Here is a 24,453-nt window from a genome sequence, read left to right as displayed (position 1 = left end):
AGGATTGATATTTGACATTACTATTTATGAAAAAAATAATTCTTTTTGCTCTCCTAATCATTGGCAAAATAAGTTTTGCCCAAACGGTATCCGTAAACGGTACGGTAACAGATCAAAACGGTAAGCCAGTTGCTTTTGCATTTGTAAGTGATTCTCAGCATCCCTATGCCACTTATTCAGATCAGAGTGGAGCGTTCAGCTTACAGGCCGATCCTGCCTCTAACCTCATTGTAACCGCCAATTTTCATAACGAAGCGCGGGTTAAGCTGGATAACCCCGCCAATGTTAAAGTGGTGATGACTGCCGGGGAAGCCCCCAAACAAGATGTAACAACCAAAACAACCGTGGCTAACTTTTTTAAACCCGATGAAAACCTGGTTGATCATAACGTGTCTATTAACCGCATAGGTACCGGCCAAGAAGGCCTGCATGGTAGTCGCTTTTTGTTTAATGATTGGGTACATGGTTTTGCCGTAACGCCCCAGGATTCGCTTAAACAAAGCGATGTATACTTATTTAACTATGATAAAGTAGGAGGTAACCTCGTATTTACCCGCAATAAAACCACCGCCATGCTGGTAGTAAAGCAGGAAATAAAGGGTTTTACCTTGTTTGATGAAAATGCAGTGCCTTATGTTTTTGAGGATGTGCCCGCCATAAATGCCAAACGCTATGTGGAGGTATTATCTGCCGGAAAAAAATACAAAATATACAAAGACCTGGGCACAACTTTTATAAAAGCCAATTTTGTAACCAACGGTATTACCTCAAGCGGTAATAACTATGATGAATACAAGGACGAAAGTGTTTATTACGTTGTAAAGCAGGGAGGGCAGCCTCAAAAAATGGAGCCTAAATCGAAAGCAATAAAGCTGGCCTTTGCCGCGGATGCAGATAAAGTAAAAAAGTTCCTGTCAGATAATGAAGGAGAGATTGACGATAATTACCTGAAAGCGCTGGGTGATTATTTGAACCAGTAACAGTTATTAAGACAAAAGAGGCCGGCTTATCATAATAAGCCGGCCTCTTTTGTTTATTAAACAATTGCTCATTGCTCCCGCGAGATTAGCGTAGCGTATCTCGTGGGTTGCATGGTTAAAGCCTCCGGCTTTAGTTAAGCTGAAAGCTGAACCTACGTTTACCAGGGGCTGGAAGCCCCGAGGTAGAGGAGCCCTCCAACCAATTACAAACCTGCAAATACAACACTCGTCACATGGCCGGTAAAACATCACCTGAGTGTCCATTTTACACAAAAATACAACATGGAGTTGTGCCCAAAAAACAGCCGTAATAAAATATATATTAGGTAGACATTATAGGTGATATATGCAATAAATAAGGATTGATAATTTGGAAAAATAATCGGCTTTCTCTAATATTTTATGTAATATAGGCCCGGCGTTGTGTTATAATCCCGCAAAATATATTATAATACAACCCCAAAATTCACTTAGTTCTAACTATTAATTGATCTTATTCACAAAAAATGAAAAAACTTCTACTAGTAAGTTTGTGTTTCCTGTTGTCAATTACACAAACATTTGCACAAAATCGTGCAGTTACCGGTACGGTTACAGGCCTGGAAGACGGCCTGCCTATCCCGGGAGTAACCATCAAGGTGAAAGGAACTACAACCGGTACCCAAACCGGCGTCAACGGAAAATACACGTTAAGTGTTCCGGAGGGTTCAACACTAATCATTAGCTTTATTGGCTATGCAACACAAGAGGTACAGGTAAGGGGCCCTGTTGTAAACGTACGGCTTGCCATGTCGAGCAAGCAGCTTGGCGAAGTTGTTGTAACCGGCGCTTTAGGCTTAAACAGAACCCGTAACCAACAGGCTTATGCGGCCCAGCAGGTTGGCGGTGATGAGGTGAGCAAACAGCGTGGCTCAAACTTTGTAAGCGGCCTATCGGGCAAGGTTGCCGGTTTAGAGATCAGGCAAAACAATGCCTTAGGTGGTTCAACCAATGTGGTTTTACGGGGTACAAAATCATTGTTAGGCGGAAACCAGGCATTATTTGTTGTTGATGGGGTGCCTATGAACAATGGCGGCCCTGGTGCAGGTAATGCCGGTACCAACAATGCCGGCGCCAATACCGGAGCTAACACAGGTAATGTTGAACAAGGCAGGGGCGGTTATGATTACGGCTCGCCAATTGCCAATATTAATCCGGATGATATTGAATCAGTTACTGTACTTAAAGGTGCAGCGGCCAGCGCTTTATATGGTTCTATCGGTGCCAACGGTGTAATCATGATCACTACTAAAAAGCCAAATAAGGGTTTAGGCATTTCCTTTAATAGCAGTTTTGGTATAGGTAGTGTCGATAAGAAAACATTACCAACCTATCAGCACGAATATGGTGCAGGTTATGGTCCAATTTATAATAAAAAAGATGGTATTGACCCAAGCGGCTATTTCCTGACACAGGATGTTAACGGCGATGGAACCATTGACCTGGCTTCTCCAATGCATGAAGATGCCTCTTATGGCCATAGGTTTGATCCTAATTTATTGGTTTATCAATGGGATTCTTTTGTTCCTACTTCTCCAAATTTTGGAAAAGCAACTCCATGGGTTGCGGCCGCAAATGATCCGCTTAAGTTCTTCAAAACTCAGGTGAGCAATAATCAAAGCTTATTTATAACCAATGGTACCGATAACGGAAGCTTTAAATTAGGCTATACCCGTAATAACCAAACCGGTGTTTTGCCAAACAGTAATATACTGAACAATAGCCTTGATTTTGCAAGTACTTACAAAATAAACAGCAAGTTAACCGCTAGTGCAAGTATTAACTACACCAGGACCGATGGTATCGGGCGCTATGGCAGTGGTTACCAGGCTGAGAATGTTGTGCGCAACTTTAGGCAGTGGTGGCAGATGAATACGGATATTCTGGCGCAAAAAGATGCCTATTTTGCATCTGGTGGAAAAGATATAACCTGGAACTGGAAAAGCCCAACCAACCTGGTTCCTAATTTCCAGGATAACCCATACTGGACCCGTTATAAAAACTTCGAAGCAGACAGGCTTAACCGTTATTTTGGTAATGTGAGTTTGAATTATAAAGTTAACGACTGGTTAAATTTAATGGGCCGTATAACAGTTGATAATTATTCAACGTTACAGGAAGAAAGACGTGCCTTTGGTTCGCAGGGCGTATCTGGTTATACCAGGAGAAATATCAATTTCAACGAAACCAATTTAGACTTCCTGGCAACGGTTGACAAAAATATTAATCCTGACTTGAATTTTAAAGGTTTGGCGGGTGTTAACGTCCGTAAAAACCGTTTTGAGTTAATTTCAGCAGCTACCAATGGAGGTTTGATCATCCCGGACGTTTATGCTTTGGCAAACTCTAAAAACGCGCCGGCTGCCCCAACTGAAAATGATATCAGGTACGAGGTAGACGGTTTATTTGCCGATGCAACTTTTACTTATAAAAAGATGCTGGTTTTAGACGGAACAATACGTCGTGATGTCACTTCCACTTTACCATCATACAGTAACAAGTTTTATTATCCATCAATAAACCTGGGCTTTACCTTCTCAGAATTACTTAAACAATACAGTTGGTTATCATATGGTAAAGTAAGGGTTAACTATGCCGAAGTAGGCAATGGCGGCCAGGCTCAAAATACCAAAAACTTCTATGCATTTGGAACACCATTTGGCTCAAACCCACAATCGTCTATCGGAACAACACAAAATAATGCATCCTTAAAACCGGAACGTTCAAAGGCAAAAGAAGCTGGTTTAGAGATGCAGTTTTTTAACAGCCGTTTAGGTTTTGATTTCACTTACTATGATAATAAAACGGTTGACGGATTATTGCCTGTTGCTATATCAACAGCTACAGGATATAACGCTACCTACATCAACTCAGGTACTTTACGCAACAAGGGTATCGAGGTTTCACTGAACGGTACTCCGGTAAGCAGTAAACTGGTAACCTGGAAAATTGGTGTTAACTTTAGCAAGAACAACAATACAGTTGTGGAGTTGTATACTGATCCTACAGGTCAGCAATCAACAAACTTGTTGCTATCTCCGTTCCAGGGTGGCGTATCATTGAATGCTACATTGGGTCATGCTTATGGTGATATTCGCGGTACCGCTTATACTGACATTAACGGAAAGCCGTACACCAAAAAAGATGGAGGCCGTGTAGTTGATCAAACTGGTGACAATGCCGGATATTACAAGCAATCACCAAGTAATAGCACTATAGGTAATGTTAACCCCGACTGGATAGGTGGTATTACCAACTCTGTGCGTGTGCAAAACTTTACTTTAAGCTTCCTGATCGATATTCGTAAAGGCGGTGACGTATTTTCATTAGATACCTATTATGGTATGGATACAGGTTTATATCCTGAAACTGTTGGCAACAATGACCTGGGTAACCCCTCAAGAAACTCATTGGCTACCGGTGGCGGTGTAATTATACAGGGTATTACTCCAGCCGGAGTAAAAAACGCGATCAGGGTACGTAATGACGCTACCGGTTTATATGGTTATGAGCATAACCCGGCAGCTGGTTTTGTTTATGATGCAGGCTATGTTAAACTGCGCGAAGCGTCATTGAACTACTCGTTCCCTCAAAGCCTTACATCTAAATGGGGCCCGATTAAAGGTGTAGATCTTGCTGTAAGCGGCAGGAACTTATGGATCATCCACAAAAATGTTCCATATTCTGACCCTGAAGAAACTTTAGGCGCCGGTAACCTGCAGGGTTATCAGAGTGGTGCTTTCCCAACAATAAGAACGTTTATCTTGAACTTAAAAGTAAGATTTTAACCAATATGAAAAAATATATATGGGCACTGCTTCCGCTGGTTATGCTGGGAGCGTGCAAAAAGGATTTTGAAAACTTCAATACCAACCCTAAGCTTTTCCCTACTGTACCTGCCCCAACATTGATTACGCAGGCCGAGCGGGTGCTTTCAAATGCGCTTACATCAGCAAACGTAAATAATAACGTTTTTAGGTTGGTAGAACAACAATGGCAGGAAACCACTTATAACGACGAAAGTCTTTATAACTTTGATACCCGTAACATCAACAGAGCTATGTGGAATAGCTTATTCAGGGATGTAGCAAACAATTTAAAGTTAGCTAAAGACATTATTCCTGGCGACCCAACCATAGTGGGCGATGTTGCAAAAAAGAATGATATCGCTATCGCGGATATATTACAGGTTTATACCTTTTATTACCTGGTTACCACTTATGGTGATGTTCCGTATACACAGGCATTTGATCCTAAAAACAACTTCCCTAAATATGATGACGCGGCAACAGTTTATAAAGATCTGTTAAAACGTTTAGATGCCGATATTGCTGCATTAAGTGGTACAACCAGTTTGGGCAGTGCTGACATTATTTACGGTGGTGATGTAGCTAAATGGAAAAAATTTGGTAACTCATTTAAATTAAAAATGGGTATGACCATTGCTGATTATGACGCAGCTTTGGCCAGCACAACCGTTAAGGCAGCATTTGCGGCTGGTGTTTTCACAGATAATGCAGATAATGCTACATTGGTATACCAGGCGGCTACACCAAATACCAATCCAATATGGGTTGACCTTGTTCAAAGCGGCAGGAATGATTTTGTGGCCAATGCTACATTAGTTAACCAGTTAAATAACAGTAATGGGATCCTTGACCCTCGTGCAGCAGTATTTTTTACCCTTTATAAGGCAAAACCGACTGATCCGGGAATATATTTAGGTGCTGATCCTGGTGTAAAAGCAAACTACGAAAGCTTTTCGCATGTAGGTCCTACTATAACAACAACTACAGCCCCCGGTTTATTACTTGACAACGCTGAAGTTCAGTTTTATTTGGCCGAAGCAAAGGAAAAAGGGTTACTAACAGACGGAGATGCCGCTGCCATTTATTATGCAAGAGGCGTCCAGCAATCATTTGCTTATTGGAAAGCGGGAGATGCAACTGCTTATTTAGCTCTTAATCCGTATAGCCTTAACAACCTGGCTATTCAAAAATGGGTTGCCAATTATAACAGAGGCTGGGATGCGTGGATTGAAACCAGGAGATTAGATTTTCCGGTACTTCATAAACCAGCAACTGGAGCTTTCTCTGATTTTCCGGTTCGTTTCAAATATCCGGTTGATGAGTCGAGTGTAAACCCTACCAATTACAAAGCTGCATCAGCGGCAATCGGCGGCGATGTGGTAACAACCAGGCTGTTTTTTGATAAAAATGTTATGCCTAAATAGTTAACTATAACGTTTAAATAAATAAAAAAGGGGTTTGCCATTACGGCAAATCCCTTTTTTATTGCAGATTAAAATCAAACGACTTATTTTTTATCCACACTGTATTTGCCCGGGCCAACAAATAATAAACCCGCAAATATCAGCGCATCTTCTACAGCATGCAAGGCGCCCTTAAATCCTTCACCTTCGCCTAAATGAGTGGCTGCGGCTACAATAAGCGTCAGTGTCATCAGTATACATACCGGGCGAAAGGCAAAGCCAATGAGGATGAGGAAGCCGCCGAAAGCCTCTGTGGCCGCGGCCAGAAATCCCCACACTACCGGCCAAAAATGTACGCCGATGTGTCTGGTAGAATGGCCCAGGTCTTTCCAGCCGTTTACGCCGCCCATCAGCATGGGGTAGCCGTATGTAATAAAAGTGATGCCCAGGCCCAAACGGATGATCAGCAGACCAAAGTTTTTGTAATTGCTTAAATTGCTCAGTATAGCCATAAATTATAGGGGTGTTTTATTTAATATAATTGAATTTTGATTTAATATATAAAATTCTTTTCGGGAAGGAAATGATATATATCAAGAGAGGCCTTCACGCCATTAAAAGCCGGCCCCGTGCGATTCCTTCCCTCGGAAAGGGGGAGGAAGGGGTTTCATCGCTTGATAATTCTGTTGCTCGTATAAACCCCTCCTGCCTTAGCACTCATGCCATCCGCACCCCCTCCTGTGGGCAGGGAATGGAAGAAATAATATCGAATAATGAATCTTAAATATCGAACATGGATCTCCATTCATCATTCGATATTAGGAATTCTGTGGTCGATATTAAAAAGTTTGTTCGCTTAGCGTCCAACAAATTTTAAGCTTACCTCCTGCCCCTGCACGGATAGCCGCGCCTTTTTGCCAAAAATTAAACTGCAATTATCGGGGATGTGCCCGGCTGGGAAATCAAAACATACGGGATAATCATACTCCTGTACAATGTCCATCACAATTTCGGGTACGGTTTGCCCAAAGGGGATATCGTTATCTTTCATGTCGGTAAATCCGCCAACTATGAGGCCCGCAAGCTGGGCAAGCTTGCCTGCCCGTTTCAGGCTGCGCAGCATACGGTCAACCGAGTAAAGATATTCGCCAACATCTTCTATAAATAATATTTTACCGCTATAGTCGATGTCAGACACCGAGCCGGATACGGTTACCAGTAGGGATAAATTACCGCCTACCAATATTCCCGAGCCCTCGCCGTTGCGGCTTAAACCATGGACATGGTATTGATAACTTAAGGCTTCGCCAAACAGGGCCATGCGCAATGTATCGAGGGAATGCGTGGAAGCATCCGGGATATTAACCGGCATTTGCCCATGTATGGTTTGTGCCCCATAGTTGGCAAACAGATGGGTATGCAGCACAGTAATATCACTAAAGCCAATGAGCCATTTGGGGTTTTGAGCAAAGCGGCTGAAATCAACCTTATCAATCATCCGGATAGTGCCATAGCCCCCACGTGCCGCTATAATGGCTTTAATGCTGTCATCATCAATAAAACGTTGCAGATCCTGCGCTCGCAGATCGTCATCGCCGGCAAACTGGTGATAGGAGGCCGTTATGGTATCGCCCAAAACCACTTCGAGCCCCCATGATTGTAACAGGATCACCGCGTCGGTCATGGGCCTGGGCAGTTTTTTAGCCGGACAGGTGATCGCTATCTTATCGCCCTTTTTTAAGTAAGGAGGTAGTAGTCCGGAAGTTGGGAAGTCGGTAAGTCCGGAAGAAGCGGCGTCAGCAGATTTATGCATAGACAATTATAATAAAAGTTTTGCTTTCGTTGGAGCGGCGCCTCACCTAAATCCTTTCCAAAGGAGAGGATTTTATCAAACCTGTTTTAACTTCCTCGCTCTTGGGGTGAGGCCCTCTCTATTACAGGCGCCAAACATTTTTCGTATCTTTAAGTACACCGAACGAACGGCCCCGATTGCTTGAAAATTGCAATCGGTGCTTTTTGATTAAAGGTCAGAATAAGGCAAAAAACCGACCGTTTGGTATGTAGTATTGATAATCAATTTATGAATCTTTTTAAATTCTATAAACCCTGTCAGGAATTTGTTAAAAAGTGTTAAAATCAATGGTTTTGAATCAATTTTCAACAGTTTTTGAGAGGTTTTTGCCCTGATTTTGAGCTGAAAAGTGTTAAAATTAAGGTTTAAGAAGTTTTGGGTTGTTTGAATTTCACAATAAGGCTCATCAAGTAATCCTGAAAGTTTGATAAAAGATTTTAAGGCAAAGAAATCCGCAGCTCCGGACTTTCCGACATAAATGAATTATCTTTGCGGTTTATTTACATTGCCGCATATTCATGTCACAACTCAACAAATACAAACGCTTCACTATAACATCTGCCTTGCCTTATGCTAATGGTCCGCTGCATATTGGCCACCTGGCCGGGGCATATATCCCCGGTGACATTTTTGTTCGCCACCTGAGGCTCAAAAAAAAAGATGTAGTATACGTTTGTGGTTCTGACGAGCATGGCGCCGCCATAACCATTAAGGCCAAAAAGGAAGGTACTACGCCACAGGCTATTATAGATAAATATCATGAGCAGATAAAAGATAGCTTTGAGCAGTTTGGGATAGCTTTTGACATTTATCACCGTACGTCGTCACCGATACATCATGAGCTATCGCAGGAGTTTTTCCTGAACCTGTACGAGAAAGATGAGTTTATTGAAAAAATAAGCGAGCAGTATTATGATGGGGATTTTGACCAGTTTTTGGCCGACAGATATATTATTGGTACCTGCCCTAATTGCCATAATGAGAATGCCTACGGCGATCAGTGCGAAAAGTGCGGTACGTCTCTAAGTCCAACCGACCTGATCAACCCGATATCAACACTGAGCGGAAAACCGCCGGTTTTGAAACCAACCAAACACTGGTACCTGCCGCTGGATAAATATCAGCCCTGGCTGGAGCAATGGATTGATACCAAAGAAGGCAGCTGGAAGGTAAACGTATTTGGGCAATGCAAATCATGGCTTAAACAAGGGCTGCAACCACGTTCCATGACCCGCGACCTGGACTGGGGCATCGACGTTCCGCTGGCAGATGCCAAAGGCAAAAAACTATATGTTTGGATGGACGCGCCTATCGGCTATATATCTGCCACCAAACAATGGGCTATTGATAACAACAAAGACTGGAAATTATACTGGAAAAAGCAAGCCGACGAGCAGGATAACTCTTGTTTGATCCATTTTATAGGGAAGGATAATATCGTGTTCCACTGCATCACTTTCCCATCCATACTGCATGCACACGGCGAATATATTTTACCACAGAATGTGCCTGCCAATGAGTTTCTGAACCTGGAAGGTGATAAGCTTTCCACCTCGCGCAATCATGCCGTTTGGCTTCACGAATACCTGGAAGAGCTGCCCAACAAGCAGGACGAATTGCGTTACGTGCTAACCTCCATATTGCCTGAAACCAGCGACAGCGAGTTTACCTGGAAAGATTATCAGGCCCGGATCAACAACGAACTGGTAGCTATATTAGGCAACTTTGTGAACCGGGTGATGATATTAATGCACAAGTTTTATGAGGGCAAAATAGAGGCGAAAACCGATCGTATTGAACTAACTGACCAGGCGCTGAACACTGAATTAGGTGGTTATTATGATGAAATAGAAAAGAACCTGGAGGCTTACCGTTATCGGCAGGCCCTGCAGGCGGTAATGGATATAGCCCGCCTGGGTAACCGTTACCTGACTGAAAAAGAGCCCTGGAAAACCATTAAAACGGATCCGGATGGAGCTAAACAGGCCCTGCACAATTGCCTGCTGCTGATAGGGCATTTAACAACTTGTGCACAGCCATTTTTGCCTGCAACGGCTAAAAAGATCATCGGTATGCTGAACTGGCCCAATGAGGTGATCCATTATGACCAGGAGATCTATTTTAACAATGGGCACCAGTTAAACCCGCCGGCGCTGCTGTTTGAAAAGATAGAGGATGAAGTGATAATGTATCAATTGGAAAAGCTACAGGCTAAAAAGACTGCAGCAGAGCCACCAAAATCAATAGATGTGCAACCGGCTAAAGAAAGTATCAATTACGAAACGTTTGCCACTATGGATATCCGTACAGGTACTATTCTGGCGGCCGAAAAAATAGCTAAAACTAAAAAACTACTCAAGCTGACCATTGATACAGGTATTGACGTACGCACAGTAGTTTCTGGCATTGCAGAATACTATGAACCAGAAGCTATTATCGGTCAAAAAGTGAGCATACTGGTAAACCTGGAGCCCCGTGAAATAAAAGGTATCTTTTCGCAGGGAATGATCCTGATGGCCGAAGACAGTACAGGCAAGCTTAGCTTTGTAACCCCTGTAGATGATTTTCATAACGGAGCGGTTATCAGGTAATTAGATATGCGGATGTGCATATTTCAAATTTGCAGATATGGAAACAGGTCACTAACAAATTTTGCAGGTGAGGGTGTGATTTTTCATTGATAATTTGCACCTTTGCAAACTGTTTGCGGATGTACCATTCGGCAAACCATAAAGGTCCCGTAGTTCAACGGATAGAATAGGAGTTTCCTAAACTCTAGATATGAGTTCGATTCTCGTCGGGACCACATACGCTTAATTCAAAAACAATCAAAAGCCTGTAAATCAAATATTTACAGGCTTTTTGATTTTGGTAAAATGACCATTTTATGCACCTTTTTTCACTACTCAGGTGAGTTTTAGAGCGTTTTTTGGTCGATTACCGATTTACTCACCAAAAGTGTCGTAAATAACTGATTGTCAACCAGTTCAAAATTTGAACATCTTGATTTTTGGGGCCTGTAAATGTAGGTTTGTAACGATTATTTAATCAAAGCTGGTGAGTAAATGAAGACGAAAAATTTTAACCTGCTTTTTTATCTAAAGAAGGTAAAAGGCTATGAATCAGGCAGTCAGCCTATCTATTTGCGCATTTCCGTGGACGGAAAAAGGAGTGAAGCAACTATCGGGCGGGGAATCGAACCTGAAAAATGGGACGAAAAACGCGGAAAAGCCCGTGGAAATACGGAGGATGCAAGGAGTTTAAATGCCCATTTGGATAGTATTCTGGCGAAGCTGAAACGTATCCATACCCGCCTGTTGGACAGTGAAGAAGAGATCACTGCCGATACCTTGCGGAACGAACTGGACGGGAAAGGAAAAAAATCTAAAATGTTGTTGGAGATTTTCAGCGATCACAATAAACAAATGGAATCCCTGATTGGTAGAGGCTTTGGGGCTAACACGCTCAAAACCTTTAAAAGCTCTTTTAAACATGCGCGTGAATTTATCGAATGGAAATTTAAACGACCGGACTATGAATTGCGGAAAGTCGATTTTAATTTTATAAAAGACTATGACTTCTATTTGCGGACCGAAAAGAATTGTATCCCTATTTCAGCTGACAAATATGTCAAACACTTAAAAAAGATCATCTTGATTTGCCTTGCCAACAGATGGATCGTCGCCAATCCTTTTTTACATTATAAATCGACCGCTAAGCCTTCGCCAAGAACTTTTTTAACAAAGCATGAGTTGGACCTTATCCGAAATAAAGCGTTAAGTGTCGAACGGCTGAATCTCGTGCGGGATATTTTTATTTTCAGCTGCTATACAGGGCTGGCCTATATCGATGTGCAGAAATTGACTCCAGGTGAGATAGCTAAAGGCGACGACGATATGTTATGGGTGTTTACCAAAAGACATAAGACGGATACCCCATCACATATCCCCTTATTGAAAGAGGCACTGGAAATTATAGAAAATTACAAAGACCATCCTGTTTGCGTACGCAGGTCACTGCTCTTACCGGTACTGACCAACCAACGGATGAACAGTTATCTAAAGGAAATTGGCGACTTGTGTGGGATCAACAAAACGTTGACCTTTCATATGGCCCGGCACACTTTTGCCACTACAGTTACTTTATCTAATGGAGTTCCAATGGAAACTGTTTCAAAAATGCTCGGACACAATAGTATTAAGACAACGCAACATTACGCAAAGGTGCTAGATAGCAAAACAAGCGAGGATATGCAGAAGCTTCAAGAACGGCTATATGATAAGGCTATAACGACCAGCAACTTTGAGGCTACTGGGCCGGAACAAATTGAAATGGGGCGTGTAGTCAGCATGTTTCGTTAAGAAACACACGACCGGATATCATATTAGAATCTTTATTTAACACTTCAATTGACAAATATTGTACAATATTGGTTGAAAAGTTATTTTACATATCTTTGTATAATGCAGGAACAGACAGATCAAAACCGGCGCGTATTGGTAGTTCAGTGGAAAAAACTGGCTGAGCATAGTTTGGAAGTATTCTCCAGCCTGAAAAATTTCTGTGAAAATCATCCCGCTTATAACTATAACACGCTGAATAATTACCTGTCAAAGAGAAAGATCCCGTTTGAAAATGATGAGATCCGCATAGAAAGAAAACCGGTGCAACAACGATCCGCTAAACCCGACCTGCCGAAACATTTATTCTGGGAGTTTGACTATGATAAAATGGATTGGCAGCGGAGTTATCGGACGGTAATAGAACGTGTCATCGAAAGAGGGCTACCCGCAGAATGGGAAGCGATGATCAACTTTTACACCAGGAACCGCGTAATTAGTGCATTAACAGAAGATATACCTTATTTAACCGACCACGGCATGGAAGCCGCTTGTACCTATTTTCAGTTGAGTAAAACTCAACTCAAATGCTACACAAGGAAACAGTTACGCCAGGAACACTGGAATTGATCCATCGTTTGATGGATGATGAAAAATTAAAAAAATTTTATTTAGTAGGAGGCACGGCGCTATCATTAATGCTTGGGCACCGGTTATCTATCGATATAGATCTTTTTACGGCCGATAATTTTAATGGTTTGGAATTGGCTAAGCACTTAAACGATAATCATCAGGCAACTATCTTAAATGCACGTAACAATTTTTTAACTGGTCATATTAGTGGCGTAAGGCTGGATATGTTGTTGCACAACTACCCTCACGTAAACCCAGTACTCGATCCTGAAGGTATCCGAATGCTTGGTTTAGAAGATATCGCTGCGATGAAGATCAACGCTATAGTGGGCAATGGTACACGGGTAAAAGATTTTGTGGATATCCATTACCTATTGAAAGAAATGCCCTATCAGCAGATCGTCGATGCCTACTCTATTAAATATCCTAACACGGATAGTTATCAAGTAAGGATGTCACTGCTTCATCACCAAGATATAGATTTTACAACCGAGATCCGGCTTATCAAGGATGAATTTAAATGGCCGATTATCGAAAAGTCGATCAAAGCTGCCATTGCTGAACATGAACTCATTTTAAATAAGAATATCGTCCGTCTTCAGACGTGATTCCCCCGCCAAGGTCAAACAGAATATTCTTTTCGTAATGAGCAGAATAGTATAGGAATTTTGTAGTCACATCCTTCCGAAAATTGTTCAGTGGATATTGAATGTAATGTTTATCATGCAAGTCATAGTTACTGGCAACATCATTTCTATTTGAATATAAGTTTCCATTTAACTGATAGATATGAATTAAATTCATCCTGGGTATATGGCTTAGCCCAGAGGAGCTTGCATAATATCTGAAGATAAATTCCAACAGGTTGCTTTTCCCCGCTCCATTTTTCCCTATGATCGCAGTGATGTTGGAAATGTTGTCAGCTTCCCAAAAATTGGGCAAGTATGCCTCATTTTTACGAACGTTGATGAAGTGTTTATTTTGATCGTATGAAATTCGATACGCAGGAGAAAAATTGAACTCGCAGTCTTTTATATTCTTTCCATCGTCTCCAATGTATAAGTAAATTAGTTCCATAGTCACATTCAGAAAAGTAAGTCCGTTAGGTGTCGACCCCCAACCTTTTTATGAGTTGGAATTAAATACCTAAAGATACACTTCTTTGAACTATATAAAACCGCATTAACTAAGCGGTTCTGTTTTGGATTTGTCTAGCCATGAAGACCATATAAAACAACTAATAATACAGGATCAAATAATTGCCATCTTTCAATTTAAAGAAAAAATATTATTGAGTTAAGTGGCTGCCAGGATTAACGCAATACATTTCTTGCTATCTCAACCTGGAGGAAATACGTAACGGAGCAATATTTTGAGGTTTGAAAAAAGAGCTCGTAAATTGTTTTCGTAAGTCAGCAAAGCACATTTTACCTCATATAAGGGCGGTTAGGCTGGAAGACTCACAATCTTTTCCTCTCTTTGGTATTCATTTAACGTCAGTAAATAATCTTCAAGTATTTATCCACCGAAGCAGATCAGTTCGTTTTCAAAAACAGATAACTATTTATTATCATCAGGGCCTGCTCGATTAATATCACAAAGTGTATTTGATATTAAAAATGTACTTTTATATATCGCCTATCAATTTAATCCCGACAGAACCAAGCCTTGGAACAATTTACCTGATGCCTGTACGCATTATCGTAACTGGTCTTTGACACCTCGATACATTCAGAATTTAAAGATCTCATTTTGTATAGCAAACAGGATCAGCCCGCTCCGGGACTTTAACCGCAATTTCAGAAACAGGGATTCCCTGTAATTATCCACAGTCCTTGGGCTCACGAATAACTGGTCAGCCATTTCTTTGTAAGTAAGTTCGGAGCAGCAGAGCTTGAGGAATTCCGTCTCCTTTGCAGTCAGACCGGCATCTTCGCTTGGATTTCGTACAGAGCGCATCAGTTTGCCTGTCACCAGTTCATTGATATAAACACCTTTCAAGTCTACTGTTTTGATTGCTTCCAGCAATTCCAACGGAGAAGCCTCCTTCAGCACATAACCGCAGGCACCGCTTCGTATCATTTTTAGGACCGCTTTATCATCCTCAAACATGCTCAGTGCCAGAACCTTTACAGTGGGGTGATTAGCTTTTAGCCATGCCGTAGCCGTATAGCCATCAATGACAGGCATATTAATATCCATCAGGATCACATCCGGTAAGGGGTGCTTTTGCAGCAGCATCTGTAATTGCTGGCCGTTTGCCCCTTCAAACAGGACATCGATCTCAGGAAATTCGTTCATGAGACCGGCTACGCCATTCCTGAAAAGGGTATGATCGTCGACAATAGCTACTTTAATGGGATCTCTTTGCATGAATTATAAATAAGGTATATGAATGGTGATTGTGGTGCCGCTGCCGGGGATGGATCTGATCGTCGTGTTCCCACCGATGAGTCTCGCTCGCCTGCTGATGTTCTTAAGGCCCATGCCTTCGTGCACTGAGCGCCCGGAACTCATTTCAAAACCGATTCCATTGTCGCTGACCTCCAACGTAAGCTGTCCATCTTTCTCTGTTAGCGACAGCTCGATCAGGCTCGCCTGAGCGTGTTTGATCACGTTGTTAAGAATCTCCTGAAGGATGCGGAAAATGATCAGGTCTTTCTCCTGGTTGTTCTCCGGCAGGAATACGCCGTCAACATCACAGGAAACATGGAATTGCTCCGAACGCCCAAGCCATTCCATTTCCTGTTCAACGGCTGCCTGAAGACCTTGGCCCAGCAGTTGTTCACCCTGCAGTAGTTTTCCCAGCAGGCGCATCTCCCGGATGGACTTTTTAGTAAGGGCGATGGCTGAGTCCACCTTTTCCCGCGTGCGTTCCACATCCGAAGTTACGATAGAATTCAGAGTGAAAGATGTTAGGCTCAGCAGTTGTCCGATATTGTCGTGCAGATCTGTCCCGATGGTCTGCATGGTATGTTCCATCACCTCGAGCTCGGTCCGGGCCATTTCTATATCAAACTCCTGTTTCATGTGGGCCTTTTCTTCTTCATGATCTCGCTTGCGCTTATTATAACTCATGATATATATCAGGATAAACACCAAAGCCAGTGAAAAAATCAAGGTGGTGATCAGTACTAAGCCGGTAAAGTCCTTACTTCCCATTTTTTACAGATAAATGAATAGCTCCAACAGCCATATAAAACAAAAATAAACGCGTTGTATATGTAATAGGTCAGGTGTTTGATCATATTGTTTGCGCCTGGGGCCAGCTGGTGGTAAAAGACATTGCAAGCCGTCGTGCCGAAGTAAAAAAAGAAGATCCCGGTCACCCACCAGAAGTCCGCATGCCTGGCCAGGCTAACATATCGAGTATCCCTGATCAGGAAGTAATAATACAGCAGACTAAACAAGCTGATGAAAACCAGCATGACCGTATTGGTCAGCTGGTTATAGTAAGCGATGCCATGATCAAGGATCTCATAGCCGTACAATACCAGCAGGAGTACACCTGCTGACGTTATGATCCAGCTCATGGGCAGATAGGCTTTCAGCAGTTGATTGAACATCCAGTTGATCAGGCCTGCCTGGGCGATCAGCAACAGGTTGTAGATCCATTCGTTGCGGGTGTAGGTTCCCGGAATACTGTACTCTACGTAGATGCCTGCGAGTTCTGCAATGCAGACCAGCAGCATGTACGCCGTCATGCTCCGCCAGTGCGCCTGCCGTGCCCTGGTCACGCAGACCAGGGCCACCAACAGGCAGATGAGTTCTGAGCCAGTATTGATGGTTAAATATTTCAGCATTGCCGGTTTTTTGATCAGTCCATTAATGTGACGCCATGACAATTGTTAAGACATTGTTCGCCATTGTCGTAGGTCGCGAAAAATTTCTCAGAAGAGTAATTTTCATAGAAATCCTGGTGCACGTTTTTCCCGCCTTTACCCTTTTTTGTGGTAACGATGATAAAAGCATGTCTGTTTGCCAGATCTCCAGGGTCAGTCGGCAGATGCCTTGCCAGGTAAATGCGAATGCCATCTGCATCTACCGTCTTGGCGCGGGCGGCCAATATCTGCTTTTTCAGATAGGTGATGAAATCAAGTTCGAACCATTCACTGGTCGTGTTGATGATATCTTTATTATCCTGTGGCTTATTATTGTTGACATACGCACTGGCCTCTTCGCAGGTGATATCATGTTTTTCGAAAACGATGGCCGAACTCTTGGGGCATTTAGGATTATCGAGCGTCGCACCTTCGTCTCCGATCTCCTGATCATCATGACCGCATCCCACCGGTTTCCAGGAAAGAGTAATTGGTTTATCATAATAGTCCAGATGAACACGTTTAGTGGGGTCACTTTCAAAATCGGGATTTTGTCCGTCGTCTTTTGTTGGCACCAATAGAAAAGTGTTCAGACCTTTTCTCCTGGCAAGGTAGATCCTTACCCCATCGGCTTTTTTTGTCTTTTTATCCTCAATAAGCTTTTTTTCGAGTAATTCCAGGTATCGATAGGGAAACCATACACTTGTTTTGCTGTTAAAAAGTCCTTTTTTACTTCTGAAGGCGCGCACCATCCGTCTCGCATTCTCTTCCGAGGTGCTCATGGAATCTTTTGCAAAATGATAGGGGGCGCTGCGCTTAATAGATAAACGATGTTTGTGAACGCGTTTTTCCGCAGGGCGGGCGTGGCCGTTGAAATTAAATAATAATATCAGGCACATTGAAAAGACGGAGATGATCGGATTTTTCATAAAGCGGGGGTTTAAGTTTTGATTTTTTGTTGACTTATCGTCTCAAAAGTCTACAATAACTATCACTAAACCAAGGTGTTTAACTCATTTTTTTACCGTAAAATCACCCTGTAAGAATAGGTCTTTTCACGTGGTTGCTGAAATGCGCTATTCGCCAGATTTGCTTTAGGATATCAAATAGCCCGGAAAGCCGAAAAGGGCATAAAGAGTAGGCACTAAAGCAATCAGTATGTCACTAATCATCAATCTTATTTTTACGGGCGGCCTCCTGGGCGTGCTTGGACAGGGAATCCGTATCCTCGCCGGCCTGAAAAAGCTGTCGAACAGTAACGTTGCGAACACCGTTACGGGCGAGCCTACCAACGAGTTCAGCGCTTCCCGGCTCCTGATCAGTATTTTTATTGGTTTCGTAGCCGGTGCGATTGCGCTGCTGATCAAAAGTAATCTAAAACCAGTGGAAACGGATGCCGCGCTGGTCACCACGATTATCGCCGCCGGTTATTCCGGCGCAGACTTTATTGAAAGTGTGTTCAACACCGCTACCTCCAAGTTCAACGCCGACCTCCCTAAGAAACAAGCACTGGCGGACAGGCAGCGTGCAGCTTTGCTGGCAGATGAACACCCTCAGCACTAAACAAATCTTTTAAACTATAATCCCTCATTTATCATGCTGACCAAATATATCGGTCTGATCAGTCAGACCCGCAAGGTGCCTATGGCACAGGTTTTACAAATCGCTGCAGCCATACAAAAGCAGCTCACCCGGGACTTTCAGCCGCTCTGGAACATCCCCGCAACCATTCAGGCATTCCAATCACTGGAAGATATGCCTACTGATTACTGGCCGATCCTCATTATGGACGACATCAATTTTCCCGGAGCGGCTGGTATCCATTTGGACCGTAACGGGCAGCCTTATTCCTTGGTTCAGGCAGAAGGTGTCATATCACTTACTGTAAGCCATGAAGCGCTCGAAATGATCGCAGATCCTTTTGGAGATCGTTTCGTTGCTGGCGAATCGCTGAAAGCAGGGCAAGGCAGGGTCAACTATTTGGTCGAGGTCTGCGACCCAAGCGAAGACGAATCTTTTGCTTACCAGGTCAATGGCATCGTGGTGTCAGATTTTTATACACCGCATTACATGGACCCGTTAGCTGCTCCTGGTGTGCGTTATAGTTTTTCAGGTGCCATCAGCGGTCCCCGTGAAGTATTAAAAGGCGGATACCTGTCCTGGATGCTGCCGGAAACAGGTGAATGGTGGCAGGCCAATCAGTTTGGTGAAACCCTGGAGATCAACCCGGTAGGTAAACTGGAAAAGGACGGTAGATCATGGCGTGAAGTCATCGACAGCATGACCCAGCCCCGCTCCGTACAGGGTAGGGAGAGCTCCAAAAATGCCGGCGCTCTGCAGATTACCGGCAATGCTTTATTTGCTGCTGCCAGCAGTGCCCATGCCGCTGCCAAACAGGGGAAGGCCGGCCAGCTTAAAAGTGATATTGCCGGCATACTGAAAAGCGTGAACCCGGGGTACCTCAAAAACCTGGAGAACGCCCGTTTTCTGGAGGGGCCGCAGGCCGCAGTAACCGGTTATAATCCGCTCCAGGTCATTCGTTTTGCGCTCGATATTGCCGGCCGCTTTTCTCTTCCCGAAACTACCCCGAATATCAGAGCCTTTAGCCTGAGCACTAATCTTCAGTACGACGATACTACCTTTTTTAGCCTGTTTGTGGAGCTGACCAATTATATCGGTGACATCGACAGTTCTAAAACGCTGGACGAAGAAGCACTCAATGGCTGTAGTACTGTTGGTGATATTGTCGATCTGGTTGAAACTACTTTAGCATAAAAGAAAATGAAAAAATTGAGTCTTTGGGTGGTATTGACCATCTTCGCCGGTATGCCGGTATCGTTCGCCCAATTGCATAGCGAGCTACTGATCAGCAAGTCTTTTGAATCCAATGATGAGAAAACGGAGCCAGCAATTGGCTCCCTGACGATCCCGGCCGGTCAGCCATCGTCTTTCCTGATCAACGGAGGTATTGGCTATGAATTGACCTGGATAAAAGTTGGTGCAAGCGACGAGAACAGTTATAAAAAAATATTGAGCCCTTTCGTCGTGGGGAACTATAACAATCTCGTAACCGACAAGCAGCGGAATTATAAGGCCGGCGGTAATTTTTCCTTACTGGTCGGCAAGAATACCTCGGGAGTGGATGAGAGTGGCCTGATCAGGGTTTTTCGCACCAATTACTTCAGCATGAACCATACTGTTGAATATGTTCGGGATCTGGAAACACCGACACATTCACTTGTCTACACGCTTTATCTAACCCAGGAACTAATGGACAACCGGAAAGGTCACCTCAATATCAACAAGTACCATGGCGAAGGGAAATGGCAGACCTTTATCGGTTATAACGCGGGCTTTGAATTGCAGGATCATTTTCAGGCAGACGATCCCGCGCTGAAAGGGTATAATTTCCGGAACTATCACAATGGGATACTGCGCCTTGCCCTTCGTGCATCTGATCCTGATACGGCAAGGAGGCGCGTGAATACTAACACAAACACAGACCCATTTGTACCTTTTACGGAACTTGGTGTCAGTTATGTGGGGCGTTACCAGTTAGCAGGGTCGACGGCACATAACGAAGGTTATCTGCCATTATTCAAAGCGGAATTCATCTTATACCCGACCAGGAATGAGAATTTTTCTGTTGGTTTTTCCTATAATGCCGGATCGGATCCGCTTAATGGGCTGGCAAACCAGCACTATTACTTGCTTAGCCTGAAATTCAAAACAAAAAAACGGTATAATTAGGAACCTACCCGTGAATGATGGATAATCAGTCATTCTTCATTCACGGTTTTTTGTTTACATGAATATCTTCTATAGGTGTAAACCTATTGTTTGAGATACTGCGATCTTGTTCGTCTTCATAATGCAATTATTCAGTTAAATTGTTAACTTTAGGTTAAAGTTCAGCTTATGAGAGAACAATACTTTAAACACCGAGCACCGTTCGATTTTAACAAAGACTCCAATGATATAGGCCGCCCATTTTTTTGGAATAAACAAGTTGAGGACAACCACTTTCTTAACCGGCTTTATCGAAAGAAGGAACAAGAGTTCAATGAATTGTATAAATATCACTTGCAATTCTTTCTACCTAAGTATGATGATGCAACCGAGCAGGAGTTCTTTAGGTACGTATGGGAAGTCATACAGGATGCAATTGCACAATTAAGACATAAAGACAGGTATACCTCCGACCATTCTCGCAACTTCCGGTATAAATTTCACCTCAATCGATTCAAAGAATATCTTCAAAGTATTGATGAATGGAACCTCGGCCGTACCCACGCTGAGATTATTGCAGAGAAGGAAGGTCAGATCAAGATACTCAAAGAACAGTTGCAACGCCTGATGGATGAACGCAGGGAGGCTGAGAAATGGGACACCGACTTTCCCATCAATATTGCCAGCGGCCATTTCCTTACCGTAGTTGACCTGTTCAAAAAGATCGCGGAACTGAAAGTTAACGATAAGGAACTCGTATTTTCACAGATGCCCATCACTTGGGCCAAACTGATCTGCCGGTACTTTCAGGAAGACGGTGAACCGATAAAGTTTGACCGTGTACGGCGTTATTACCCGCGTGACCCAAGTAAACCGAGTAGCAGGTCATCTGTTATTCCTTCCGAAAATCAGCACTTCAGCATCATTTCCGCAAAAAGCAGGGCAATCTAATCGAGTGCTTCACATAGGTTTTCTTTTGCAAGCAAACGTTAACAATTGCCTCTAAACTATTCACTCCAATCTATTTCAGCACTATGCTTTGCCTGCCGTTACCATAGCTTGGCCTATGGTAATGAAAAATATCGCTTTACCCACACCTTTGTTTCTGTATCCGGCACATTCGGAAAACAAATAAACGATTTAACGAAGGAGGCGATTATGAATGCAAGTGAACTGATCACTAAACAAGATCTGAATGAATTTAAAAGCGAACTGTTAACAGAAATTAAAAGACTCGTTCAACTGGACGGCCAAGGCCAGTCCAAAAAATGGCTCAAAAGTAACGAAGTACGAAAGCTGCTAAAAATATCACCAGGCACGTTACAGAACCTGCGCATCAACGGGACACTGAGTTATACCCGTATCGGCAGCATCATGTATTACAAGCTCGAAGACATCAACAAGTTACTTGAAGGAGGTATGCAATGAGTACTAGTAGAATTGCGGTCAGTGAACTTGCCGGTTACAGTAAGCTGCTCAAACGCATGAGCATGGATGGGCGGCTGAATGCAACCCATATCGGCTTGTTCAGCGCTTTATTCGTCCAATGGCAGCGCGGTGGTTTTAAAAGCCCATTCTCAATTACCAGAAAGACACTGATGGCTTTTAGCCGGATAGCATCCATTGCAACATATCACAAGTGTATCAGAGAACTTGATGAATATGGTTACATCCACTATGAACCATCATACCATCCGAAACTCGGCAGCCAGGTTTACTGGCCTGCCAGTTGGGAAGTGTAGCCCGATACTTTGTATCGGTAGATCTGTATATCGGCCTATCCCGATAGCGACATATCGGTATAAATGGTTATACCGATATACGGATAGGCAGCTATACAGATATATAAGTCCGGGTGCAGCAAAGGGCTGCACCGGTAATGATTTGCTTCGCAAATCAGGAAGAAAAGCGGCGGTCGTTTCGCGAAAGCGAAGTGAGCGAGCGGAAGTCGGGCACACCCGACTTTTTCCGCTCGCCCTGCGGGGCAGAGCCGATTCGCGTATACCTGCGGTATACTTTACCCCCCGCTTAATACGATAGGTTATGTTTTTAGTATACCCGGCGGTATACTGATTTTGAAGAAAAGAGAGAGTATGACCAAAGATGAAAATATAAAAACCATCAGGTTCCCGGTTAAAACAGATGAAAAGCTGCAAATTATTGCCAATAAGAACGGCTTGACCAAGCTGGATCTGTTTATCTATATGGTGGATTATTTCTACAAGAGCAAGAAAGATCCGAGGGACCTGAATGATGAGCTGCTTAAAAATGCGATCAATCGCAAGACTGATAATATCGTGGCTTTTATCAAAACACAGGAGCAGGAATTATTGATCCCCATGAAGAAAGATTCGGAGCGGATCATTACCGTACAAGGTAAGATCGTAGATTTCTTTAATCATCATATCCTGAAGTATAATGACGAGCAAAAAGCTGCTTATGCAGAACAGTCAAAAAATATTAATCAGATCGCCAAATACCTGTCAGGATTGGATACCGCTCAGTATGATAAAAAGACACTCAAAAGCAGGTTCTCAGAGATACTGGAGCACTATATCCAAAACAGGGAGCAAATGAATATGCTGACCAAGCAGGTAGAAAAAGATGAGCTGATCAAATATGTCAGGAGTATGTTGAGGAACTTATAAGGAATTGATAGCATGTATGTGAATATTACCAAAAGCGAAACAGGGAATAACAAAGGCAGCAGCAGTCAATTGGTAGCCTATCTGGAAAAAGAAAACCGCCTAGCAGAACAGTTAAAGCAAAGCTATCGGCCGGAATATTGGTTCAACCCCGAAAGAGATAATATTCAGGCTTACGAAGTAAGGCAAGGCATCGATAACAATATAGCTAAGCTGTCCAGAGATGATGCCAAGTTTTTTCTCATCAATATCAGCCCGAGTAAAAAAGAGCTGCTTTATCTGAAATCCCAGTTGGGAGAAGAGGGTGCTAAAGAGCAATTAAAACGTTATGCTAACGAGGTGATGGACGCCTACGCTAAGAATTTTAAACGAAATGGCATTGATGGTAACCAGGACCTGGTGTATTACGGGAAGCTGGAGAATTACAGATACTACACGTATAAAGACCTGGAGGTAAGAAAAGGACAAGTAAAGCGAGGTGATAGGAAGCCGGGAGAACAAATGCACATCCAGATCATTGTCAGCAGGAAGGACGCCAGTAATCGTATCAAGTTAAGCCCTTTGAATAATTCCAGGGGTACCAATGCCGTGCATAGTCAGCAAGTGGGCCAGTTTGACCGGGTAGCTTTTAAGGAGGCTACGGAAAAGTTATTTGACAGCCGGTTTGGATATGACCGGGAGATCAAAGAATCATTTAAATATGCCAATACTTTAAAGCATGGTTCTTATGAACAAAAGCAGGAGGTCAAAGAACAGCAGAAGCAGGAACATGCGGTTAAAATAGAAAGGCAGCAAAGCCATCATCAGGGGAAAGGACTTTTAGCTACCTTACTGGATGGGCAAAGTGTTCATGCTGTGCCTGCACAGGATGAGGATAAAAAGCGCAAGAGAAAAAAGAAGCGCGGGCATAACCTGGATCAAAGTCATGGTCAATCGATGTGATAGATGCTTATTGGCCTTATGGCTGCGGCATGCGGTGAAATACCACCACGGGCTTCGCTCCGGGCTGCATTCCACCGCCAGCCTCGCCATCGCGCTACAGGCGTGCCTTCGTCACCTCGGCACACCTGTTTTCCCTCTCCTTTGTCTAAGATTAGTCGTCACAGCACCGCGGTCACAAAATTAGCCGCGCAGGAAAACGGTCAAGGGTATATGAACCCCGATGATAGAATCGGGGCCCTTGACAGTTTCCCTGCTAACAG

At 43.3% G+C, this 24,453-nt stretch carries 21 protein-coding genes and 1 tRNA gene; 16 read left to right on the top strand and 6 right to left on the bottom strand.

Translation table 11 applies throughout. The annotated features are described in order from the left end of the window. The first annotated feature begins 26 nt into the window (after nucleotides 1-26). The 3 genes from ACNURT_RS01860 (at nucleotide 27) to ACNURT_RS01850 (ending at nucleotide 6,252) form a co-directional block, all read left to right on the top strand. Nucleotides 27-980 (top strand): carboxypeptidase-like regulatory domain-containing protein, encoded by a 954-nt coding sequence (locus ACNURT_RS01860; protein WP_419700303.1) that lies wholly within the window; start codon nucleotides 27-29, stop codon nucleotides 978-980. A 506-nt stretch (nucleotides 981-1,486) separates the two neighbouring features. Continuing rightward, nucleotides 1,487-4,807 carry a SusC/RagA family TonB-linked outer membrane protein gene (locus ACNURT_RS01855; RefSeq protein ID WP_419700302.1) on the top strand — a complete coding sequence of 1,107 codons (3,321 nt, stop codon included), beginning with the start codon at nucleotides 1,487-1,489 and terminating at the stop codon, nucleotides 4,805-4,807. 5 nt (nucleotides 4,808-4,812) lie between these two features. Continuing rightward, nucleotides 4,813-6,252: a SusD/RagB family nutrient-binding outer membrane lipoprotein gene (locus tag ACNURT_RS01850; protein ID WP_419700301.1), complete on the top strand. Its 1,440-nt coding sequence runs from the start codon at nucleotides 4,813-4,815 to the stop codon at nucleotides 6,250-6,252. Nucleotides 6,253-6,335: 83 nt separating this feature from the next. Here ACNURT_RS01850 and ACNURT_RS01845 read toward each other — a convergent pair whose 3' ends face one another. Together ACNURT_RS01845 and ACNURT_RS01840 are read right to left on the bottom strand one after the other, a co-directional pair. After that, a complete protein-coding gene (locus tag ACNURT_RS01845) occupies nucleotides 6,336-6,743 on the bottom strand; it encodes a DoxX family protein (protein WP_419700300.1) in 408 nt (135 codons plus the stop codon). Nucleotides 6,744-7,087: 344 nt separating this feature from the next. Continuing rightward, nucleotides 7,088-8,044 carry a S66 peptidase family protein gene (locus ACNURT_RS01840; protein ID WP_419700299.1) on the bottom strand — a complete coding sequence of 319 codons (957 nt, stop codon included), beginning with the start codon at nucleotides 8,042-8,044 and terminating at the stop codon, nucleotides 7,088-7,090. 557 nt (nucleotides 8,045-8,601) lie between these two features. Between ACNURT_RS01840 and metG the strand changes: the two genes are divergently transcribed. The 5 genes from metG to ACNURT_RS01815 all read left to right on the top strand — a co-directional run bounded on the left by metG (nucleotide 8,602) and on the right by ACNURT_RS01815 (nucleotide 13,664). Further along, complete coding sequence (metG, locus tag ACNURT_RS01835) at nucleotides 8,602-10,674, top strand: methionine--tRNA ligase (protein WP_419700298.1); 2,073 nt, start codon at nucleotides 8,602-8,604, stop codon at nucleotides 10,672-10,674. A 143-nt stretch (nucleotides 10,675-10,817) separates the two neighbouring features. Beyond that, a tRNA-Arg gene (locus tag ACNURT_RS01830) sits at nucleotides 10,818-10,889 on the top strand. Between the two features lie 259 nt (nucleotides 10,890-11,148). Continuing rightward, nucleotides 11,149-12,444 carry a site-specific integrase gene (locus tag ACNURT_RS01825; RefSeq protein ID WP_419700297.1) on the top strand — a complete coding sequence of 432 codons (1,296 nt, stop codon included), beginning with the start codon at nucleotides 11,149-11,151 and terminating at the stop codon, nucleotides 12,442-12,444. 102 nt (nucleotides 12,445-12,546) lie between these two features. Then, nucleotides 12,547-13,053 carry a DUF6922 domain-containing protein gene (locus ACNURT_RS01820; protein WP_419700296.1) on the top strand — a complete coding sequence of 169 codons (507 nt, stop codon included), beginning with the start codon at nucleotides 12,547-12,549 and terminating at the stop codon, nucleotides 13,051-13,053. Then, a complete protein-coding gene (locus tag ACNURT_RS01815) occupies nucleotides 13,011-13,664 on the top strand; it encodes a nucleotidyl transferase AbiEii/AbiGii toxin family protein (RefSeq protein WP_419700295.1) in 654 nt (217 codons plus the stop codon). Before ACNURT_RS01820 ends, ACNURT_RS01815 begins: the two co-directional genes overlap by 43 nt. A 1,123-nt stretch (nucleotides 13,665-14,787) precedes the next feature. On the opposite strand, the gene ACNURT_RS01810 is transcribed toward ACNURT_RS01815, so the two are convergent. Genes ACNURT_RS01810 through ACNURT_RS01795 form a run of 4 tightly spaced genes read right to left on the bottom strand, consistent with a single transcriptional unit; the run spans nucleotide 14,788 to nucleotide 17,806 of the window. Next, nucleotides 14,788-15,429: a response regulator transcription factor gene (locus ACNURT_RS01810; protein WP_419700294.1), complete on the bottom strand. Its 642-nt coding sequence runs from the start codon at nucleotides 15,427-15,429 to the stop codon at nucleotides 14,788-14,790. 3 nt (nucleotides 15,430-15,432) lie between these two features. Further along, the gene (locus tag ACNURT_RS01805) at nucleotides 15,433-16,218 is read right to left on the bottom strand and encodes a sensor histidine kinase (protein ID WP_419700293.1); all 786 of its coding nucleotides are present in this window, start codon (nucleotides 16,216-16,218) and stop codon (nucleotides 15,433-15,435) included. Further along, nucleotides 16,191-16,859 (bottom strand): hypothetical protein, encoded by a 669-nt coding sequence (locus ACNURT_RS01800; protein ID WP_419700292.1) that lies wholly within the window; start codon nucleotides 16,857-16,859, stop codon nucleotides 16,191-16,193. Before ACNURT_RS01800 ends, ACNURT_RS01805 begins: the two co-directional genes overlap by 28 nt. Before the next feature lie 14 nt (nucleotides 16,860-16,873). Further along, nucleotides 16,874-17,806, bottom strand: a complete 933-nt coding sequence (locus ACNURT_RS01795; protein WP_419700291.1) for a hypothetical protein — start codon at nucleotides 17,804-17,806, stop codon at nucleotides 16,874-16,876. Nucleotides 17,807-18,035: 229 nt separating this feature from the next. On the opposite strand from ACNURT_RS01795, the gene ACNURT_RS01790 reads away from it, so the two are divergent. From ACNURT_RS01790 to ACNURT_RS01755, 8 genes are all read left to right on the top strand, one after another. Continuing rightward, on the top strand, nucleotides 18,036-18,440 hold the full coding sequence (locus ACNURT_RS01790; protein WP_419700290.1) for a hypothetical protein: 405 nt from the start codon (nucleotides 18,036-18,038) through the stop codon (nucleotides 18,438-18,440). A gap of 33 nt (nucleotides 18,441-18,473) precedes the next feature. Next, on the top strand, nucleotides 18,474-19,652 hold the full coding sequence (locus ACNURT_RS01785; protein ID WP_419700289.1) for a hypothetical protein: 1,179 nt from the start codon (nucleotides 18,474-18,476) through the stop codon (nucleotides 19,650-19,652). A gap of 6 nt (nucleotides 19,653-19,658) precedes the next feature. Beyond that, nucleotides 19,659-20,627: a hypothetical protein gene (locus tag ACNURT_RS01780; RefSeq protein WP_419700288.1), complete on the top strand. Its 969-nt coding sequence runs from the start codon at nucleotides 19,659-19,661 to the stop codon at nucleotides 20,625-20,627. A gap of 168 nt (nucleotides 20,628-20,795) precedes the next feature. Then, a complete protein-coding gene (locus ACNURT_RS01775; protein ID WP_419700287.1) occupies nucleotides 20,796-21,557 on the top strand; it encodes a hypothetical protein in 762 nt (253 codons plus the stop codon). 207 nt (nucleotides 21,558-21,764) lie between these two features. Beyond that, a complete protein-coding gene (locus ACNURT_RS01770; RefSeq protein ID WP_419700286.1) occupies nucleotides 21,765-22,034 on the top strand; it encodes a helix-turn-helix domain-containing protein in 270 nt (89 codons plus the stop codon). Next, nucleotides 22,031-22,348 carry a hypothetical protein gene (locus tag ACNURT_RS01765; protein WP_419700285.1) on the top strand — a complete coding sequence of 106 codons (318 nt, stop codon included), beginning with the start codon at nucleotides 22,031-22,033 and terminating at the stop codon, nucleotides 22,346-22,348. The genes ACNURT_RS01770 and ACNURT_RS01765 overlap by 4 nt, the downstream gene beginning before the upstream one ends. A gap of 351 nt (nucleotides 22,349-22,699) precedes the next feature. Next, entirely contained in the window at nucleotides 22,700-23,254 is a 555-nt protein-coding gene (locus ACNURT_RS01760) for a BfmA/BtgA family mobilization protein (protein ID WP_419700284.1), read from the top strand. 12 nt (nucleotides 23,255-23,266) lie between these two features. Continuing rightward, the gene (locus tag ACNURT_RS01755; RefSeq protein WP_419700283.1) at nucleotides 23,267-24,193 is read left to right on the top strand and encodes a DUF5712 family protein; all 927 of its coding nucleotides are present in this window, start codon (nucleotides 23,267-23,269) and stop codon (nucleotides 24,191-24,193) included. Nucleotides 24,194-24,453 lie beyond the last annotated feature (260 nt).

It is taken from the genome of Mucilaginibacter sp. NFX135, assembly GCF_048565145.1.
In the GTDB taxonomy this organism is placed as follows: Bacteria; Bacteroidota; Bacteroidia; order Sphingobacteriales; family Sphingobacteriaceae; genus Mucilaginibacter.
Note: the sequence above shows the minus strand (reverse complement) of the source record. Positions and strands in the feature narration are given on the sequence as shown.

Excerpts from the sequence above, each read along its gene's own strand:
- ACNURT_RS01860 (WP_419700303.1), top strand. The coding sequence starts at position 27 with ATGAAAAAAATAATTCTTTTTGCTCTCCTAATCATTGGCAAAATAAGT.
- ACNURT_RS01855 (WP_419700302.1), top strand. The coding sequence starts at position 1,487 with ATGAAAAAACTTCTACTAGTAAGTTTGTGTTTCCTGTTGTCAATTACA.
- ACNURT_RS01850 (WP_419700301.1), top strand. The coding sequence starts at position 4,813 with ATGAAAAAATATATATGGGCACTGCTTCCGCTGGTTATGCTGGGAGCG.
- ACNURT_RS01845 (WP_419700300.1), bottom strand. The coding sequence starts at position 6,743 with ATGGCTATACTGAGCAATTTAAGCAATTACAAAAACTTTGGTCTGCTG.
- ACNURT_RS01840 (WP_419700299.1), bottom strand. The coding sequence starts at position 8,044 with ATGCATAAATCTGCTGACGCCGCTTCTTCCGGACTTACCGACTTCCCA.
- metG (WP_419700298.1), top strand. The coding sequence starts at position 8,602 with ATGTCACAACTCAACAAATACAAACGCTTCACTATAACATCTGCCTTG.
- ACNURT_RS01825 (WP_419700297.1), top strand. The coding sequence starts at position 11,149 with ATGAAGACGAAAAATTTTAACCTGCTTTTTTATCTAAAGAAGGTAAAA.
- ACNURT_RS01820 (WP_419700296.1), top strand. The coding sequence starts at position 12,547 with ATGCAGGAACAGACAGATCAAAACCGGCGCGTATTGGTAGTTCAGTGG.
- ACNURT_RS01815 (WP_419700295.1), top strand. The coding sequence starts at position 13,011 with ATGCTACACAAGGAAACAGTTACGCCAGGAACACTGGAATTGATCCAT.
- ACNURT_RS01810 (WP_419700294.1), bottom strand. The coding sequence starts at position 15,429 with ATGCAAAGAGATCCCATTAAAGTAGCTATTGTCGACGATCATACCCTT.
- ACNURT_RS01805 (WP_419700293.1), bottom strand. The coding sequence starts at position 16,218 with ATGGGAAGTAAGGACTTTACCGGCTTAGTACTGATCACCACCTTGATT.
- ACNURT_RS01800 (WP_419700292.1), bottom strand. The coding sequence starts at position 16,859 with ATGCTGAAATATTTAACCATCAATACTGGCTCAGAACTCATCTGCCTG.
- ACNURT_RS01795 (WP_419700291.1), bottom strand. The coding sequence starts at position 17,806 with ATGAAAAATCCGATCATCTCCGTCTTTTCAATGTGCCTGATATTATTA.
- ACNURT_RS01790 (WP_419700290.1), top strand. The coding sequence starts at position 18,036 with ATGTCACTAATCATCAATCTTATTTTTACGGGCGGCCTCCTGGGCGTG.
- ACNURT_RS01785 (WP_419700289.1), top strand. The coding sequence starts at position 18,474 with ATGCTGACCAAATATATCGGTCTGATCAGTCAGACCCGCAAGGTGCCT.
- ACNURT_RS01780 (WP_419700288.1), top strand. The coding sequence starts at position 19,659 with ATGAAAAAATTGAGTCTTTGGGTGGTATTGACCATCTTCGCCGGTATG.
- ACNURT_RS01775 (WP_419700287.1), top strand. The coding sequence starts at position 20,796 with ATGAGAGAACAATACTTTAAACACCGAGCACCGTTCGATTTTAACAAA.
- ACNURT_RS01770 (WP_419700286.1), top strand. The coding sequence starts at position 21,765 with ATGAATGCAAGTGAACTGATCACTAAACAAGATCTGAATGAATTTAAA.
- ACNURT_RS01765 (WP_419700285.1), top strand. The coding sequence starts at position 22,031 with ATGAGTACTAGTAGAATTGCGGTCAGTGAACTTGCCGGTTACAGTAAG.
- ACNURT_RS01760 (WP_419700284.1), top strand. The coding sequence starts at position 22,700 with ATGACCAAAGATGAAAATATAAAAACCATCAGGTTCCCGGTTAAAACA.
- ACNURT_RS01755 (WP_419700283.1), top strand. The coding sequence starts at position 23,267 with ATGTATGTGAATATTACCAAAAGCGAAACAGGGAATAACAAAGGCAGC.